Origin of the sequence: Pseudomonas sp. NFX98 (genome assembly GCF_047784845.1) — a bacterium.
Classification (GTDB): domain Bacteria; phylum Pseudomonadota; class Gammaproteobacteria; order Pseudomonadales; family Pseudomonadaceae; genus Aquipseudomonas.
This window is the reverse complement of sequence record NZ_JBLNNF010000035.1, coordinates 1-15,053: the sequence shown is the minus strand read 5'-3', so window position 1 is coordinate 15,053 and position 15,053 is coordinate 1. Positions and strand designations below refer to the sequence as shown.

At 58.4% G+C, this 15,053-nt stretch carries 16 protein-coding genes, 1 tRNA gene and 1 pseudogene; 14 read left to right on the top strand and 4 right to left on the bottom strand.

The features are described from left to right. The first annotated feature begins 51 nt into the window (after positions 1-51). The 8 genes from dapA (at position 52) to ACM110_RS29330 (ending at position 5,755) form a co-directional block, all read left to right on the top strand. Positions 52-930 carry a 4-hydroxy-tetrahydrodipicolinate synthase gene (gene dapA, locus ACM110_RS29365; protein WP_416130541.1) on the top strand — a complete coding sequence of 293 codons (879 nt, stop codon included), beginning with the start codon at positions 52-54 and terminating at the stop codon, positions 928-930. 17 nt (positions 931-947) lie between these two features. Then, positions 948-2,063, top strand: a complete 1,116-nt coding sequence (bamC, locus tag ACM110_RS29360) for an outer membrane protein assembly factor BamC (RefSeq protein WP_338585226.1) — start codon at positions 948-950, stop codon at positions 2,061-2,063. Between the two features lie 4 nt (positions 2,064-2,067). Then, on the top strand, positions 2,068-2,826 hold the full coding sequence (locus tag ACM110_RS29355; protein ID WP_416130540.1) for an MBL fold metallo-hydrolase: 759 nt from the start codon (positions 2,068-2,070) through the stop codon (positions 2,824-2,826). Positions 2,827-2,854: 28 nt separating this feature from the next. Next, positions 2,855-3,568: a phosphoribosylaminoimidazolesuccinocarboxamide synthase gene (gene purC, locus ACM110_RS29350; RefSeq protein ID WP_338585228.1), complete on the top strand. Its 714-nt coding sequence runs from the start codon at positions 2,855-2,857 to the stop codon at positions 3,566-3,568. 83 nt (positions 3,569-3,651) lie between these two features. Next, a tRNA-Ser gene (locus ACM110_RS29345) sits at positions 3,652-3,741 on the top strand. Between the two features lie 297 nt (positions 3,742-4,038). Beyond that, positions 4,039-4,230, top strand: coding sequence for a YegP family protein (locus ACM110_RS29340; RefSeq protein ID WP_416130539.1), 192 nt, complete (start codon positions 4,039-4,041; stop codon positions 4,228-4,230). A gap of 175 nt (positions 4,231-4,405) precedes the next feature. Further along, complete coding sequence (locus tag ACM110_RS29335) at positions 4,406-5,332, top strand: LysR family transcriptional regulator (protein WP_416130538.1); 927 nt, start codon at positions 4,406-4,408, stop codon at positions 5,330-5,332. Positions 5,333-5,389: 57 nt separating this feature from the next. Beyond that, entirely contained in the window at positions 5,390-5,755 is a 366-nt protein-coding gene (locus ACM110_RS29330; RefSeq protein ID WP_416130537.1) for a 5-carboxymethyl-2-hydroxymuconate Delta-isomerase, read from the top strand. Positions 5,756-5,758: 3 nt separating this feature from the next. On the opposite strand, the gene ACM110_RS29325 is transcribed toward ACM110_RS29330, so the two are convergent. After that, complete coding sequence (locus tag ACM110_RS29325) at positions 5,759-6,691, bottom strand: LysR substrate-binding domain-containing protein (RefSeq protein WP_416130536.1); 933 nt, start codon at positions 6,689-6,691, stop codon at positions 5,759-5,761. Positions 6,692-6,788: 97 nt separating this feature from the next. Continuing rightward, on the bottom strand, positions 6,789-7,706 hold the full coding sequence (locus ACM110_RS29320) for a DMT family transporter (RefSeq protein WP_416130535.1): 918 nt from the start codon (positions 7,704-7,706) through the stop codon (positions 6,789-6,791). Between the two features lie 322 nt (positions 7,707-8,028). On the opposite strand from ACM110_RS29320, the gene ACM110_RS29315 reads away from it, so the two are divergent. From ACM110_RS29315 to ACM110_RS29300, 4 genes are all read left to right on the top strand, one after another. After that, positions 8,029-9,678, top strand: a complete 1,650-nt coding sequence (locus ACM110_RS29315; RefSeq protein WP_416130534.1) for a phosphoethanolamine transferase — start codon at positions 8,029-8,031, stop codon at positions 9,676-9,678. Between the two features lie 120 nt (positions 9,679-9,798). Next, positions 9,799-10,932, top strand: a complete 1,134-nt coding sequence (gene rnd / locus ACM110_RS29310) for a ribonuclease D (RefSeq protein ID WP_416130533.1) — start codon at positions 9,799-9,801, stop codon at positions 10,930-10,932. Beyond that, positions 10,929-11,222 carry a YcgL domain-containing protein gene (locus tag ACM110_RS29305; RefSeq protein ID WP_150704632.1) on the top strand — a complete coding sequence of 98 codons (294 nt, stop codon included), beginning with the start codon at positions 10,929-10,931 and terminating at the stop codon, positions 11,220-11,222. The genes rnd and ACM110_RS29305 overlap by 4 nt, the downstream gene beginning before the upstream one ends. Positions 11,223-11,343: 121 nt before the next feature. Continuing rightward, the gene (locus tag ACM110_RS29300; RefSeq protein WP_416130532.1) at positions 11,344-12,276 is read left to right on the top strand and encodes a D-2-hydroxyacid dehydrogenase; all 933 of its coding nucleotides are present in this window, start codon (positions 11,344-11,346) and stop codon (positions 12,274-12,276) included. A gap of 124 nt (positions 12,277-12,400) precedes the next feature. On the opposite strand, the gene ACM110_RS29295 is transcribed toward ACM110_RS29300, so the two are convergent. Then, positions 12,401-12,994, bottom strand: coding sequence for a nitroreductase family protein (locus ACM110_RS29295; protein ID WP_017336992.1), 594 nt, complete (start codon positions 12,992-12,994; stop codon positions 12,401-12,403). A gap of 165 nt (positions 12,995-13,159) precedes the next feature. Between ACM110_RS29295 and ACM110_RS29290 the strand changes: the two genes are divergently transcribed. Both ACM110_RS29290 and ACM110_RS29285 read left to right on the top strand, forming a co-directional pair. Beyond that, positions 13,160-13,609: a YcgN family cysteine cluster protein gene (locus ACM110_RS29290; RefSeq protein ID WP_416130531.1), complete on the top strand. Its 450-nt coding sequence runs from the start codon at positions 13,160-13,162 to the stop codon at positions 13,607-13,609. A gap of 36 nt (positions 13,610-13,645) precedes the next feature. Continuing rightward, entirely contained in the window at positions 13,646-14,875 is a 1,230-nt protein-coding gene (locus ACM110_RS29285; RefSeq protein WP_416130530.1) for a hypothetical protein, read from the top strand. Positions 14,876-14,946: 71 nt separating this feature from the next. On the opposite strand, the pseudogene ACM110_RS29280 reads toward ACM110_RS29285, so the two are convergent. After that, positions 14,947-15,053: pseudogene (locus ACM110_RS29280) on the bottom strand (IS110 family transposase); the annotation flags it as partial.

Sequence of the window (15,053 nt, the reverse complement as noted above, 5' to 3'; positions counted from 1 at the left end):
ATCTTGGCGCCAGTACCATTACGGCTCTCTTTTTCCGGCAGGAGCGGTTGCATGATTGCGGGCAGTATGGTGGCACTGGTCACACCCATGGATGCACAGGGTCGTCTCGACTGGGACAGCCTGAGCAAACTGGTGGACTTTCACCTGCAAAACGGCACCCACGCCATCGTGGCGGTCGGCACTACAGGTGAGTCGGCCACCCTTGATGTGAACGAACACATCGAAGTGATCCGCGCCGTGGTCAAGCAGGTCAACGGTCGTATTCCGGTGATCGCCGGTACTGGCGCGAACTCGACTCGTGAAGCCGTCGAGCTGACCCGTAACGCCAAAGAGGCCGGCGCCGACGCCTGCCTGCTGGTTGTGCCGTATTACAACAAGCCGACCCAGGAAGGCCTGTATCAGCACTTCAAGCACATAGCCGAATCCGTCGACATCCCTCAGATTCTCTATAACGTTCCTGGCCGCACCTCCTGCGACATGCAGGCCGAGACCGTGATCCGCCTGTCCACCGTGCCGAACATCATCGGTATCAAGGAAGCCACTGGCGACCTGGTGCGTGCCAAGGCGATCATTGATGGCGTGAGCAAAGACTTCATCGTTCTTTCCGGTGATGATCCGACGGCGGTCGAGCTCATCCTGCTCGGCGGCAAGGGCAACATTTCCGTCACCGCCAACGTCGCTCCGCGCGAAATGGCCGATCTGTGCGAGGCCGCTCTCAAGGGCGACGCCGCGACCGCTCGTGCCATCAACGAAAAACTGATGCCGCTGCACAAAGACCTGTTCATCGAAGCCAACCCGATTCCGGTGAAGTGGGCTTTGGTTGAAATGGGCCTGATGCACGAAGGCATCCGCCTGCCGCTGACCTGGCTGAGCGCACCTTGTCATGAAACGCTTCGCACGGCCCTGCGCCAGTGCAGCGTCCTGGTTTAATTGAGGAAGTACAACGCATGAAGCGAATGGCCGGACTTTCCGCACTTGCCTTGATTATCTCCAGCACCAGTGGCTGCGGATGGATCTGGGGCCCGGAAGGTTATTTCCGTGACCGTGGTAGCGATTACCTGGAAGCGCAACAGACTGCACCGATGCAACTGCCTTCGGACGTCACCACCGCCAAGCGTCTGGATCCGCTGTTGCCGATCCCGCGCAACGTGGCCGATGACACCGCCAAGGGTGAATACGTCGTTCCTCGTCCGCAGCCGTTGTCGGCCGCTGCCGATGCCAGCGCCTACTCCCTGCAGAAGAGCGGTGATACCCGCTCGATCCTGGCGCAGAACCCTCCGGCCGAAGTCTGGCCTGTGGCCGTGCAGTTCTACCAGGACAACGGTTTCCGCCTGGACGAACAGCGCCCGCAAACCGGCGAATTCACCACCACCTGGCAGCGTTCCGACGAACTGTCGGCAGCGATGGCCAAGCGCCTGAGCGCGGCCGGCGTCGCAACCGACAGCGAAACCCGCGTGCGGGTACGCATCGAGCCGGGCGTGCAGCGCAACACCAGTGAAGTCTACGTGGTCAGCGCCGAGCGTCCTGCCGGCAGCACTGCCGATGTGGCCTTCACCAACCGTTCGGTCAACACCGGTCTCGACGCGGCGCTGGTCGACGACATGCTCGCAAGCATGAGCCGCATCTCCGAGAAGGGCGGTTCGGTCTCCATGCTGGCGTCCCGTGATTTCGATACCCCAAGTCGTGTCAGCCTGAGCGAAGACGGCAGCGGCAACCCTGTGCTGAACGTCGGCTCCGATCTGGATCGTGCCTGGTCGAGCGTCGGTCGTGCGCTGGAGCAAGGCGAATGGCGCGTTGAGGACATCAACCGCAGCCTGGGCCTGTACTACATCAACCTGGCTGAAAAAGCCGAGAAGAAAGACGACAAGCCAGGCTTCTTCAGCAGCCTGTTCGGCAGTGCGCCGAACAAGGAAGAAGTTGAAGCTCGCGCCGAACGCTATCAGGTTCGCCTGAGCAAGGTGGGCGAAAGCGTCCAGGTCACCGTCGAGAAGAACATCAATACCGTGGCGCCTGCTGACGTGGCGCGCAAAGTGTTGAGCGTGATTCAGGACAATCTGGGCTGATCACATGCGTTTTGCCGTTCTCGGCAGCGGTAGCCAAGGGAACGGCACGCTGATAGCCAGCGCTGATACGTACGTGCTGGTGGATTGTGGTTTCTCCCTGCGAGAAACCGAAAAACGCCTGCTGCGCCTGGGTGTGAACCCTGCGCAGCTGAGCGCGATACTCGTGACCCACGAACATGCCGACCACGTGCATGGCGTGGGTTTGCTGTCTCGGCGCTACAATCTGCCTGTCTACCTCAGTCGCGGGACGTTGCGCGGGATGCGTAAACCCATCGAAGCCGCCGGCTTTCTGGCGGGCGGTGAGCAGCTGCAGATCGGCGACTTGAGCATCAGTGTCATTGCCGTGGCCCATGATGCGCAGGAGCCGACGCAATACGTGTTCAGTGACGGTGAGCGGCGCTTCGGCCTGTTGACCGACTTGGGCTCGTACTGCAACAAGGTGCTGGAAGGCTATCGGGATCTCGATGCGTTGATGATCGAGGCCAATCATTGCCGTGACAGGCTGGCTCGCGGTCATTACCCGTACTTTCTCAAGCAGCGGGTGGGCGGCGAACTGGGACATTTGAACAATCACCAGGCGGCATTCCTGGTGTCCGAGTTGGGCTGGAAAGACCTGCAACACCTCGTCCTGGCCCATCTGAGCAGCAAGAACAACCTGCCGCAGCTGGCCCGGCAATGTTTTGTCGACACCCTCGGGTGCGACCCGGACTGGCTGCAACTGGCCGATCAAGATTCAGGGCTCGACTGGCGACACATCGCCTAGCCCATCTACTTAGCAAGCGGAGCCCATCATGGAAAAACGTGAAGAACTCTACCGCGGCAAAGCCAAATCGGTTTACAAGACCGACGACGCTGACCGCTTGATCCTGCTGTTTCGCAACGACACCTCGGCGTTCGACGGTAAGCGCATCGAGCAGCTCGACCGCAAAGGCATGGTGAACAACAAGTTCAACGCCTTCATCATGCAGAAACTCGAAGCGGCCGGCGTACCGACCCAATTCGACAAACTGCTGGGCGACAACGAGTGCCTGGTGAAGAAGCTGGACATGATCCCGGTCGAGTGCGTCGTGCGTAACTACGCCGCCGGCAGCCTGGTCAAGCGCCTGGGTGTCGAGGAGGGCTTGAAGCTCAACCCTTACACCTTCGAACTGTTCCTGAAGGACGACGCCAAGGGCGACCCGTTCATCAACGAATCCCACGTCGTGGCCTTCGGTTGGGGCACCGCCGAGCAACTGGTTCGCATGAAAGAACTGTCGCTCAAGGTCAACGAAGTCCTAAGCAAACTGTTCGACGACGCCGGCCTGCTGCTGGTCGACTTCAAACTGGAATTCGGCGTATTCAGCGACGGTTCCATCGTCCTGGGCGACGAGTTCAGCCCTGACGGCTGCCGCCTGTGGGACAAGGACACCAAGAAGAAGATGGACAAAGACCGCTTCCGCCAAGGCCTCGGTGACGTCATCGAAGCCTACGAAGAAGTCGCCAAGCGTCTGGGCGTACCGCTTTAACCGACGCAAGCATCTGATAGCACAGAAATATTTTGCTCAGGGGGTTCGCTTCCGGCAAAAGTGTTGTTATGATGCGCGCCGTTGGAGAGATGCCAGAGTGGCCGAATGGGACGGATTCGAAATCCGTTGTACCTTCACCGGTACCTAGGGTTCGAATCCCTATCTCTCCGCCATTACATAGAAAAAGCCCCGTAGCTGAAAAGCTACGGGGCTTTTTTGTTTGTCCGGGTTTTCTCGTGTCGGACTCAAGAGTGTTTCCGCGTAAGAAAAATATGCCTTTTCATGGGAAAAACTTACCTATCCAAGTCACTCGATTTACCGCCCCCCGAATCCATTGGTCCTCCCATAATTCAGGGCTTTCCCTGCGAAATATCCCCTGACATTCAAACACTCCGCAGCAGTAAATCCTCCTCTACTCTGGTTTCGCAGGTCACAGATCTGCCGTAACCAGTAATCGCAAGGAGCGAACAATGTATTTTGAGATTTACAGGCAAACCCGTGGCTCTGTCATGACTGGAAAAGGCCAGTGGCGGTGGCGTTTGCGGGCGGGGAATCATGAAACGGTTGCCAGTGGCGAGGCTTACATCAACAGGTCGGATTGTGTGCATGCGATCAGTTTGATCAAAGGGACTTGCGATCAGACCCCGGTCAAGGAGATTTAGGCTTCAAGCGGAGCTGCTCAATCAGGGCAGCTTCGCTTCGGGGTGAGTGCAGGACCAGGCGTGTGAGCGCATTTGCATTAAACGCAAAAATGCCCGAAACATTTGTTTACTCACATAGACGCCGATTGCGGCAGCTCCCTAAACTGTCGACAGTGAATGGGCGCGGGGTCAATGGATGAATCGCAACGAACTACGCAAGGCCGACATCAACCTGATGGTGGTGTTTGAAACGTTGATGCTTGAGCGCAATGTCACCAAGGTGGCGAAGAAGCTGTTTCTCGGTCAGCCGACCATCAGCTCGGCGCTCAATCGCTTGCGTACGATGTTCAATGATCCACTGTTCATTCGCGTCGGCCATCGCATGGAGCCGACGGCACGGGCCGAAGAGATCTTTCGGCACCTGTCACCGGCGCTGGATTCGTTGTCGGTGGCGTTGAGCCTGACCCATGATTTCGACCCGAGCAGCAGCACCATGACCTTTCGAATCGGCATGTCCGACGATGTCGAATTCGGTCTGTTGCCGCCGCTTCTACGCGCGTTGCGCCAGGAAGCGCCGAAGGTGGTGTTCGTGGTGCAGAACGTCGATTACTGGCGGATTCCCGACTTGCTGGCATCCGGCGATATAACGGTCGGTGTCAGCCAGACGCGCGGTTTGCCGGCCAACGCCAAGCGCAAGTTGCTGCGGCACATCCATCCTTGTGTGTTACGCGCCGATGCCTCCGATACGCCGCTGACCGTTGATGAATATTGCTCGCGCCCGCATGTGCTGGTGTCCCATATTGCCAACGTCAGTGGTTTCGCCGATGAGTGGCTGGCGCAGATTGGTCGGTCGCGTCAGGTGGTGCTCTCGGTGCCGCAGTACAGCTCGTTGCCGGCGCTGCTTGCCGGGACCGATCTGATTGCCAGCTTGCCGGACTACACCGCCGAGGCCATGGCTGCATCGGGTCAGCTGTTCAAGGAACCCTTTCCGTTCAAGACCCCGACCCTTGAACTGTCGATGGTCTGGCTCAGCCATGTCGACAGCGATCCTGCCGAACGCTGGTTGCGTTCACGGCTTGAAGCGTTCATGGGGGAGCGCAATCTGTTGTCGCTGCCCCAGTGAACAGGGCAGCGCTGTGTTATATCTACGAACTTTCCGCGGACCTAAAGGAGTGAAACCATGCCTCACCTGCACTTGGAATACACCGCCAACCTGCCGGAACTGAACGCCGATGTGGCGTTGATGCGGTTGAACAATACGCTGGTGGCTTCCGGTCAGTTCGGTGCTGAATTCGACATCAAGAGTCGCGCGGTGAAAGTCGAGACCTTCAAGGTCGGTACTGCATTGGCGGAGCGGGCCTTCGTGCATGTGAAGCTGGCGTTGTTGAGCGGTCGTTCGCCGCAGATCAAGCAGCAGTTGTCCGAAAGCCTGCTGGTTGTGGTGAAGGATCTGTGTGAATGGCCGGCGGGTGTTGAGGTCCAGTTGTGCGTGGAGATCCTCGACATCGATCGCGAGTCGTACGCCAAGACCGCTATCAGCGCCTGAGTTTCAGATTTCCGGCTCGGCGCAGGCCTTGAGCACCTGCTCACGCAACCAGGTATTGGCGCTGTCCTGATCGACGCTTTGGCTCCATTGCATGTCGAGGGTAAATCCCGGCAGGCCATTGGGCGCTTCGCGGTGATCGAAGATAGCTTCATTGGCCAGCAATCGCTGGATGCGCCGGGGCAGGGTGAGGGCGAAGTCGGTGCCGGTGATCAATTTGAGTGCCGCACTGTAGCTGTTGGCTCGGGCAACGATCTGCCGTTGCCAGGCTTGTTGCGCCAACCAGCCGTCGACCATGTTGGTGGTGGATGTCCAGGGCGTCGGAAACACATGTCGACGCTCAGTAAAAGTTTGCAGGCTCAAGCGTGGCTCGCGCGGCGCGGCGCGTTTGTCGAAGACGCAGACCAGATCATCTTCCAATAGCGTCCGTGAATTGAAGTCGCCATGGCTGCGATGAAAGTTCGGGCCGAAACCGATCACTAGGTCGAGGCTGCCATCACGTAGTGCTTCAGCCGGGATGTCGGTTTCGAGCTTGTGCACATTGACCATCACCGGCAGGTCAGCAAAAGCGAAGTTCTTCAACAGGCGCGGCAAGACCAGTTGCTCGAAGTATTCCGGTGCGCAAATGTTGAAGGTCGCCGGTTGCGCGGTCGGATCGAACGCGGGGGCTCCGGCGTGGCACAGGTTGATGTTTTCGAGGATCTTCAGCACGTGGGGATACATGCTGCCGGCCTTGTACGTGGGGCGCATGCCGGTGCGAGTGTTGATGAACAGTTCATCCTCGAAGCTGCTGCGCAGTTTTTTCAGGCAATAGCTTACGGTGGACTGGCTGACGCACAGCGTCTCGGAAACTCCGGTGACGCTGTTTTGCTCATACACGGCGACGAACACCATGAGGTCCTGCATATCCAGCTTTCTTAGCACGTTACTGTTCAGCATCCATTCCGTCTCGCGGTGCTCGTTGCGCTAACCGTGCGCAATCTTGTGCGAATGATCCTAGCGGAATGCAGGAGCGAGGAGAACGTTCCATCGGAATTCAGCTCTGAACCGTCGCGGGCAGTGTGCGCCGGCTGGACATCAGCAACGCCAACATACCGGCCACGACCAAAAGTGCGCCCAACACTTCCAGTGGCGGTGGTGATTGACGCCACCAAACCCAGTGAAACAACGTGATAAACAGCGTGCTCAGGTAGATGTAGGAAATGACCGAGGACGGGGCTATCACGCCAATCGCGCGATGCAGCAGCCAGAATGTCGCCAGTGTGGAAAACAGCGCCAGGTACATCAGCCAATAGAAATCACTCACCGTCAGCAGTGCCGCCGAGCGCCAGCCGCCACTGAAACCGCAGAACGCCAACAGAAACAGTGCGCCGAACAGCATGTTCCAGAAGGTCATACCCACTGGTCCGCGACCCTCGAAGCTGCTGGTCTTGAGTCGTTGACTGAGGGGTGAGTAGAGCGCCATTGCCAGGCAACCCATCCCGAACACGGACAACGCATACAGCGATGGCAGTTCGCCGGGGGCGGCGCCTTTCATCACCAGCAGCACAGCACCGGCAGCAGCCATCAGCATGGGTACCAGCCGCTGCTTCAGTTGGCTGTCGGGAATCAATACGGCTTCAAAACCCAAGGTCAGCAATGGCACCAGAGTGAACATCGTCCCGGTGTTGACCGCCGAGGTGTAGCGCAGCGCCTCGAAGAGTGAGCCGAAATACACCGCCAGCAGCAAACCAAGTACTCCGTGGCCGAGCAGTCCGCGGGCGGTCATGGGGCTGTCGCCTTTGATGAGCAGCAACGGTAAGAACACCAGAGCGCAAAACAGGAGGCGCAAACCGGTCAGCAGGATCGGATCGATGGCTTGGCTGACCTGAGCCGCAGCGGAAAACGAGACAGCAATCAACAATGACCAAAGCAACATGCCCGCGTGTGCGACGGTAATTCCGCTGTATTTCATGATGGGCTTCCGGTTCAGTGAGTGTGCCGATTAGGCGCGCTGGGGCTGGAGGCAGCAAATCAGAAAGTCCGCAGAGGTATTTGAAAATTCAATACGACCCGCCAATGCCCCCTTTGGCAGGCTTGACTGGCAACTAGGCCTGAACCCGAGCTGAACCATTCTCAAATAAGTTTAAAGTTTCAGACGAATCGTCGAGGCCAACTAATCGTTGGCTTCTTTTTCACAAAAAATTGATGGTCGGCTGCCTAGAGTTAGTGCTGTCGCGGTAAATGAAATTTTCACATTTATCGACGGTACTTCTTTTCAGGAACAGCCGATCATCATGTTGAAGATTAAAGCCGTGCGCCCGGAGTGGGTGACACTCATTGTCAGCGCCTTTTTATTGACCGCTTTCAATTTTGTATTGTGGCGGCATCTGTTCGATATCACCGCGGCCGACGGTAAAGGCATCGTCATGCGTGTGGCTTTCGGAGCGATGATTCTCGCGGCGTTCAACATTGTGCTGACCCTGCTGGCGTTCCGGCCTGTCATGAAACCAGTCCTGACTGTGTTGTTCATGGTCAGTGCCGGCGTGGCGTACTTCATGAGCCAATACGGCGTCTTGATCGATGCTGGCATGTTTCGCAACTTTGCCGAAACCAATGCCACCGAAGTCCGCGACTTACTCTCGATAAAGTTGCTTGTTTATATTGTGTTGCTCGGTGTTTTACCCTCGTGGTTGTTGTGGAAAACTCCGATCAACTATCGTCGCTGGCATCGTGAGCTATTAAGTAAGGTGCTGGTCAGTGTTGCATCGGTGGCGGTGATTGGTGGTGTCGCGCTGATTAACTATCAAGGACTTTCTTCGTTGTTCCGCAATCATCATGAGTTGCGGCTGATGGTGGTGCCGAGCAACTACATCGGCGCCTCGTTCGGTTACTTGCGTGAACAGGTCGCTTCTGCGCGGCAACCTTTCACTGAGGTCGGTGAAGATGCCCAGCGAAACCCGGTATGGCAAAACCACGGCCGCAAGTCCCTGACCGTTCTGGTGGTGGGCGAAAGTGCCAGGGCCGAGAATTTCGGCATCCTCGGTTATGACCGCGACACCACGCCAAAACTCGATAAAGAGTCGGGCCTCATTGCCTTTACCGATGTGCACTCCTGCGGGACGGAGACCGCGGTGTCCGTGCCTTGCATGTTTTCCAACATGGGGCGCAAGGATTACAACGCCAGCAAGGCAAAGAATGAAGAAGGCCTGCTGGATGTGCTCAAGCGTGCAGGTCTCGACGTTATCTGGCGTGACAACCAGTCGGGCTGCAAAGGCACTTGTGATCGGGTCACGCTGGATGATGTCAGCAACCTGAAAGACCCGGTGTTGTGCGCCAACAGTGAATGTCGCGACGAAATCCTGTTGCAGGGGCTGCAGCACTTTATCGACAACCTGGATAAAGACACGGTGTTGGTGTTGCACCAGATGGGCAGTCACGGCCCTGAGTATTTCAAGCGCTACCCGAAAGAGTACGAACGCTTTACCCCGGTGTGTGAAAGCAATGCGCTGAACAATTGCAGTCGCGAAAGTATCGTCAACGGTTACGACAACACGCTGGTGTATACCGATCACGTGCTGTCGACCCTGATCGATTTGCTTCGCAGCAATCAGGACAAAGTCGATACCGCCATGCTTTACCTGTCGGATCACGGCGAGTCCCTGGGAGAGTACAACCTGTTCTTGCATGGCACGCCTTACATGCTGGCGCCGGAGCAACAGAAGCATGTGGCGATGCTGGCCTGGTTCTCGGACAGCTATCAGAAGTCGTTCTCGGTGGACACCCATTGCCTGCAAATGAGCCGTGAAAAGCCTCTGAGCCAGGACAACCTGTTCCATTCGATGCTGGGACTGCTGGAGGTCAGCAGCAAGGTCTACAACCAGGACCTGGATATGTTTGCCGGATGCCGTGGGGCGGTCATCGATGGTGTGTTGGCCGACAAATGACCGTATCGGGTGGGCTATTCTCTGGAATGTCGGTGTTTTCGCTAAAGCTCTTGTTCAGTGGATGCGCGGAAATCGCCGGGGGCGATATATACTGCGCGCCATTCATCAAGGGAGAGCCGTGTGGCCATCGATATTCACTGGATTCGCGACAACGATAGCCTCGGCCGGTTTTGCGCCGAGTGGCAGCAGTTGCCCTACGTTGCCCTCGACACCGAATTCATGCGGGTCGACACCTTCTATCCGATCGCCGGCCTGTTGCAGGTGGGCGATGGCGTACGCGCTTACCTGATTGATCCGCTGACCATCGACAACTGGCAGCCCCTGGCCGCGTTGCTGGAAAACCCGGCAGTGGTCAAAGTCGTCCATGCCTGCAGCGAAGACCTCGAAGTCCTGTTGCGCCTGACCGGCAGCCTGCCGGTGCCGCTGTTCGACACGCAACTGGCCGCCGCTTACCTGAACCTGGGTTTTTCCATGGGCTATTCGCGGTTGGTGCAGGAAGTGCTCGGCATCGAACTGCCCAAGGGCGAAACCCGCTCTGACTGGCTGCAACGTCCGCTTTCGGAAACCCAGATCAGCTACGCCGCCGAAGATGCCGTGCACCTGGCGGAAGTTTTCGTACAGCTGCGTCCGAAGCTTTCCGACGACAAATACGCCTGGGTGCTGGAAGACGGTGCCGAGCTGGTGGCCAATCTGCGCCGCGAGACCGACCCGTACGAGGTCTATCGCGACGCCAAGCTCGCCTGGAAACTGTCCCGCGCCCAACTCGCCGTATTGCGTGAACTCTGCGCTTGGCGCGAGAAAGAAGCCCGTGCCCGCGACCTGCCGCGCAACCGCATCGTCCGCGAGCACTCGCTGTGGCCACTGGCGCGCACGCAGCCGGACAACCTCGGCGCATTGGCGAAAATCGAAGACATGCACCCGCGTACCGTGCGTCAGGACGGCGAGTTTCTGCTTGATCTGATCAAGCGCTCTGGCAGTGTGTCGCCAGATCAATGGCCGCCAGCCGTGCCGGAGCCATTGCCGGTGGACGCCGCCGTGCTGCTCAAACAGCTGAAAGCCATCGGCCAGGCCGAGGCCGAGCGCCTGAACATTGCGCCTGAGCTGATGCTGCGCAAGAAAACCCTGGAAGCGCTGCTCAAAAGCGGCTTCCCCAATGGTCCCTACCAATTGCCTGATTCGCTGCGTGGCTGGCGCCGCGAATTGATGGGCCAAGCGCTGCTCGACAGCCTGGCCTCCGCCGGAGAACAGCCTTGAAACGTATTTGCTCCATCTACCGCAGTTCGAAGAGAAACGAAATGTACCTTTATGTGCTCAAGAGCGATGCTCTGGAGCGCGTACCGGAACCACTGATGGCCGCTTTCGGCAAAGCCATCCATGCCTTCGACCTGGTACTGAGCCCCGAGCGCAAACTGTCGCGCGAAGACATCGCGGTCGTGCTGGAAAACCTCGAGACGCAGGGCTATCACCTGCAAATGCCGCCGGCCGAAGATGAGTACATCGAGCACTTGCCGGAAGAGTTGCTGCGCCGCAACGACCCGATGTAATCGGCAGACAGGTCCTGTTCAGGGCCTCTGTGAAACACTGGAATGATTTTGGCGATGGCCGTGGCGACGCAGGGATACTGCGTCGTCGGCCGTTTGCAGCGTTTTTTTTTAAGGTTGAAGCATGCGCGTTCTGATTGCTGAACACGACCACCCTGTGTACGCCCAATTGCTGCGCGAGGCAGCGCCGGAACTGGAAGTGCTGACCAGCGGCGACTCCGCTGAACTGGCCCGTCAGGCCGCCGAGTGCCCGGTCTGGCTCGGTCAACCTGACCTGTTGGCGACGCTGTTGCGTCAGGGTCACCAACCGCAGTGGCTGCAATCGACTTGGGCGGGAATCACACCGCTGCTGGCCGACGGCCTGCCGCGCCACTATCGTCTGACCCGCGCCGTGGGGATTTTCGGTCAGGTCATGGCCGAATACGTGCTCACTTATATGCTCGGCCATGAGCGTGAAGTACTGGCGCGACTGGTCAGCCAGGTCGAGCGCAAGTGGGACGGTCGCCATGGCCAAAGCCTGTCGGGGCGCAAGGTGTTGATCGTCGGCACTGGCGACATCGGCCAGACCGTGGCGCAGTTCCTCGTGCCGTTCGGTGTCGAGCTGTACGGAATCGCCAGCAGCGCCCGTGAGCTTGCGCCGTTTGTCGAAGTCGGTTCACTGGAGGACTTGCCGCGCCTGGTGGGTCAAGTGGATTACGTGGTCAATCTGCTGCCAAATACACCAAACACCCACGATATCTACGATGCGGCGCTGTTCAAGCAATTCAAGCCGACCGGGTTGTTCATCAACGTCGGACGCGGTGTGGCGGTGGTCGATGCGGATCTGGTGGATGCCTTGAAAGAAGGGCATCTGGCGGGGGCCGTGATTGACGTCTGCCGACAGGAGCCGTTGCCACAGCGTCATCCGTTCTGGACTGCCTGGGGCCTGTTGCTGACCGGCCACAGCTCGGCACCGACTTCACCAGCCTTGATGGTGAAACTGTTTGTCGAGAACCTGCGGGCGTATCAGGCGGGTGAGACATTGCGAGGGGAAGTGGATTTCGATCGCGGGTATTGAATTGACGCTTAACCTGTAGGAGCCGAGCTTGCTCGCGATAGCGGTCTTGGCATCAACGAAAATGTTGAATGTGATGGCCTCATCGCGAGCAAGCTCGGCTCCTACAGTAGATCGTCGTTGTGGCTTAGAGGGTGAAATCACCTTCCGCCGCCAGCTCGCTCAACGGACGACGCGGGCTCGGTTCTTCTCGGGCTTGCAGGTAATCCGCCAGGGTTGCCTTGTCGCCCAGCTTGCCGACCGCTACGGCAGCGTGCAGTGCGTAACCTTCCGGAATGTTCAGCTCTTTGCGGGTCAGTTCCTGATCGAAGCCGGCCATGCCGTGGGTGTGCCAGCCGCTCAGGCTCGCTTGTAGCGCCAGGTGGCCCCAGGCCGAACCGGTGTCGAAGGTGTGCCACAGGGCCGGGGTTTCTTCAGTGGCGCCAGGTACGGCGAAAGTGGTTTTCGAGATCACGATCACCAGTGCCGAGGCGTGTTGCGCCCAGCTGCGGTTGAACTCGTTCAGCAGGCCCAGGTAACGCTCCCAGTTTGGCGTGTCGCGGCGCGCGTAAAGAAAGCGCCAAGGCTGCGAGTTGTACGCCGATGGCGCCCAGCGCGCGGCTTCGAAGAAGCTCAGCAGGGTTTCTTCTGGAATGGCTTCGCCGGTGAAGGCGCGGGGCGACCAGCGATCGGTGAACTGCGGGTGAATGGCGTAATCGGCAACGCGTGGGTTGGCACTCATCAAGAGATTCCTTGCTACGTTTGAAAGTGATTGGCGACGCAAAACCCTACTTGGCGGCGCAATAACTGACAAGCGCGTTCTACCGACAGTCGCCAATGCTTGGCCGGCGGGCCTGCGGGCACTAGACTGGCGGCCTTTTCACCACCTGATGTCGATGCTCGAACCATGGCCGCCAAAGTAGAACCGTTCTGGATACGCAAAACCCTCGATCAACTCGATCAGGAGGAATGGGAATTGCTGTGCGACGGTTGTGGTTTGTGCTGCCTGCAAAAGCTCGAAGACGAAGATGACAACAGCGTCTACTACACGCGTATCGCCTGCAAACTGCTGGACCTGAAAACCTGCCAGTGCACGGACTACCCGAACCGTCGCGACTTTGTGCCGGACTGCATCCAGCTCACGCCAGGCAAGGCCGACGAGTTCAAATGGCTGCCGCCGACCTGCGGTTATCGCCTGGTCAGCGAGGGCAAGGATCTGCCGTTGTGGCATCACCTTGTCTGCGGCGACCGCGATGCCGTGCATCACGAACGTATTTCACAATCCGGGCGCATGCTCGCCGAAGGCAGCGTGCCGGAAGATGATTGGGAAGATCACCTGATCTTTCGCGCAGGTTAAGCGCCGAGCGAGTCAACGGTTCACCAAGGAGTGTGTATGGCTGTGGGATGGCGGCGGGCACTGGTCGTTGGGTTACTGACCCTGAGTTCGCCCGTGTGGGCGGCGAAGAAGGTCGATCTGGATTACCACGTGCGCCTGTTACCGCAAAGCGATCAGGCTGAAGTGCGCCTGACGTTGGCCCAAGGTTCGGCGGTTCGCAGCCTGGATTTCGATCTCGGCGACGGCAGTCATTACAGCGATTTCAAGGCCGATGGCCAATGGCAACTGACACCGGGAAAGCAGACACGTGGTGTTTGGCATCCGTCAGCTGACAAGGCCAGCCTGACCTACCGCGTCCGTATCAGCCATGGCCGCAAAACCGGTAGTTTCGACACACGCATGACGCCGAACTGGGCATTGATGCGCGGCGACGATTTGGTACCCGCCGCCAGGCTTGATCAACAGGACGGCATCGAACTGGTGTCACGCCTCGAATTTGAATTGCCCGGCGGCTGGAAAAGCGTCGAAACCGCCTGGCCGCGAATCGGCAAGAACAAATTCCATATCGACAATGTTTCCCGATTGTTCGACCGGCCGACCGGCTGGATGCTCGCTGGAAACCTTGGCAGCCGTCGCACCCGTCTCGGCGAAACCGAAGTCACCGTGGCCTCGCCGCAAGGACAGGGCATGCGCCGCATGGATGTGCTGACCTTGCTGACGTTCGTCTGGCCGCAAGTGCAAGCCGTGTTCCCTCGTCATCCCACCAAATTGTTGATTGTCGGTGCCAACGATCCGATGTGGCGCGGCAGTCTGGCAGCGCGAGAATCGATCTACGTCAACAGCCGGTTGCCGCTGGTCAGCGAAAGCGGCAGCAGTGCGTTGGTGCGGGAGTTGGCGCAGTTGTTCGGACGGATCAACGACAAACAGCGCAGTGACTGGATCAGCGAAGGCTTCGCCGAGTATTACGCCATCGAGCTGGTGCGCCGCGCCGGTGGCATGAGCGATGAGCGTTACGATCAATTGCACCGTCGTCTGGTCAAGGATGGCCAGAAAGTCACCACGCTGCGCGGCGAGCAGGTCAACCCGGCGCAGGTTTCAAAAGCCGTGGTGTTGTTGCAGGAACTGGATCGCGAGATTCGCCTGAAGACGCGCAACAAGCGTTCGCTGGATGATGTGATGCGCGGGGCGATGCGGTTGGAGAGCATTGATACCAAGGAGTTTGTGCAGCTTTCGGAAAGTGTTATCGGTGATTCTTCAAAAGTTCTTGATAGCGGGTTGCTTCAGTAAAGATCAAAAGATCGCAGCCTTCGGCAGCTCCTACGGTGGTACGCAATCCCATGTAGATACCGTCTTGAACCTCACCGGGCAAGCGCAAGTTTCGGGTCGTAGGGCTGGCCCGACTTGAGTACGCCGTAAACGAAGTGCAGCAGCTTTCGCATCGCCGCACAAATGATCTGCTTGGGGG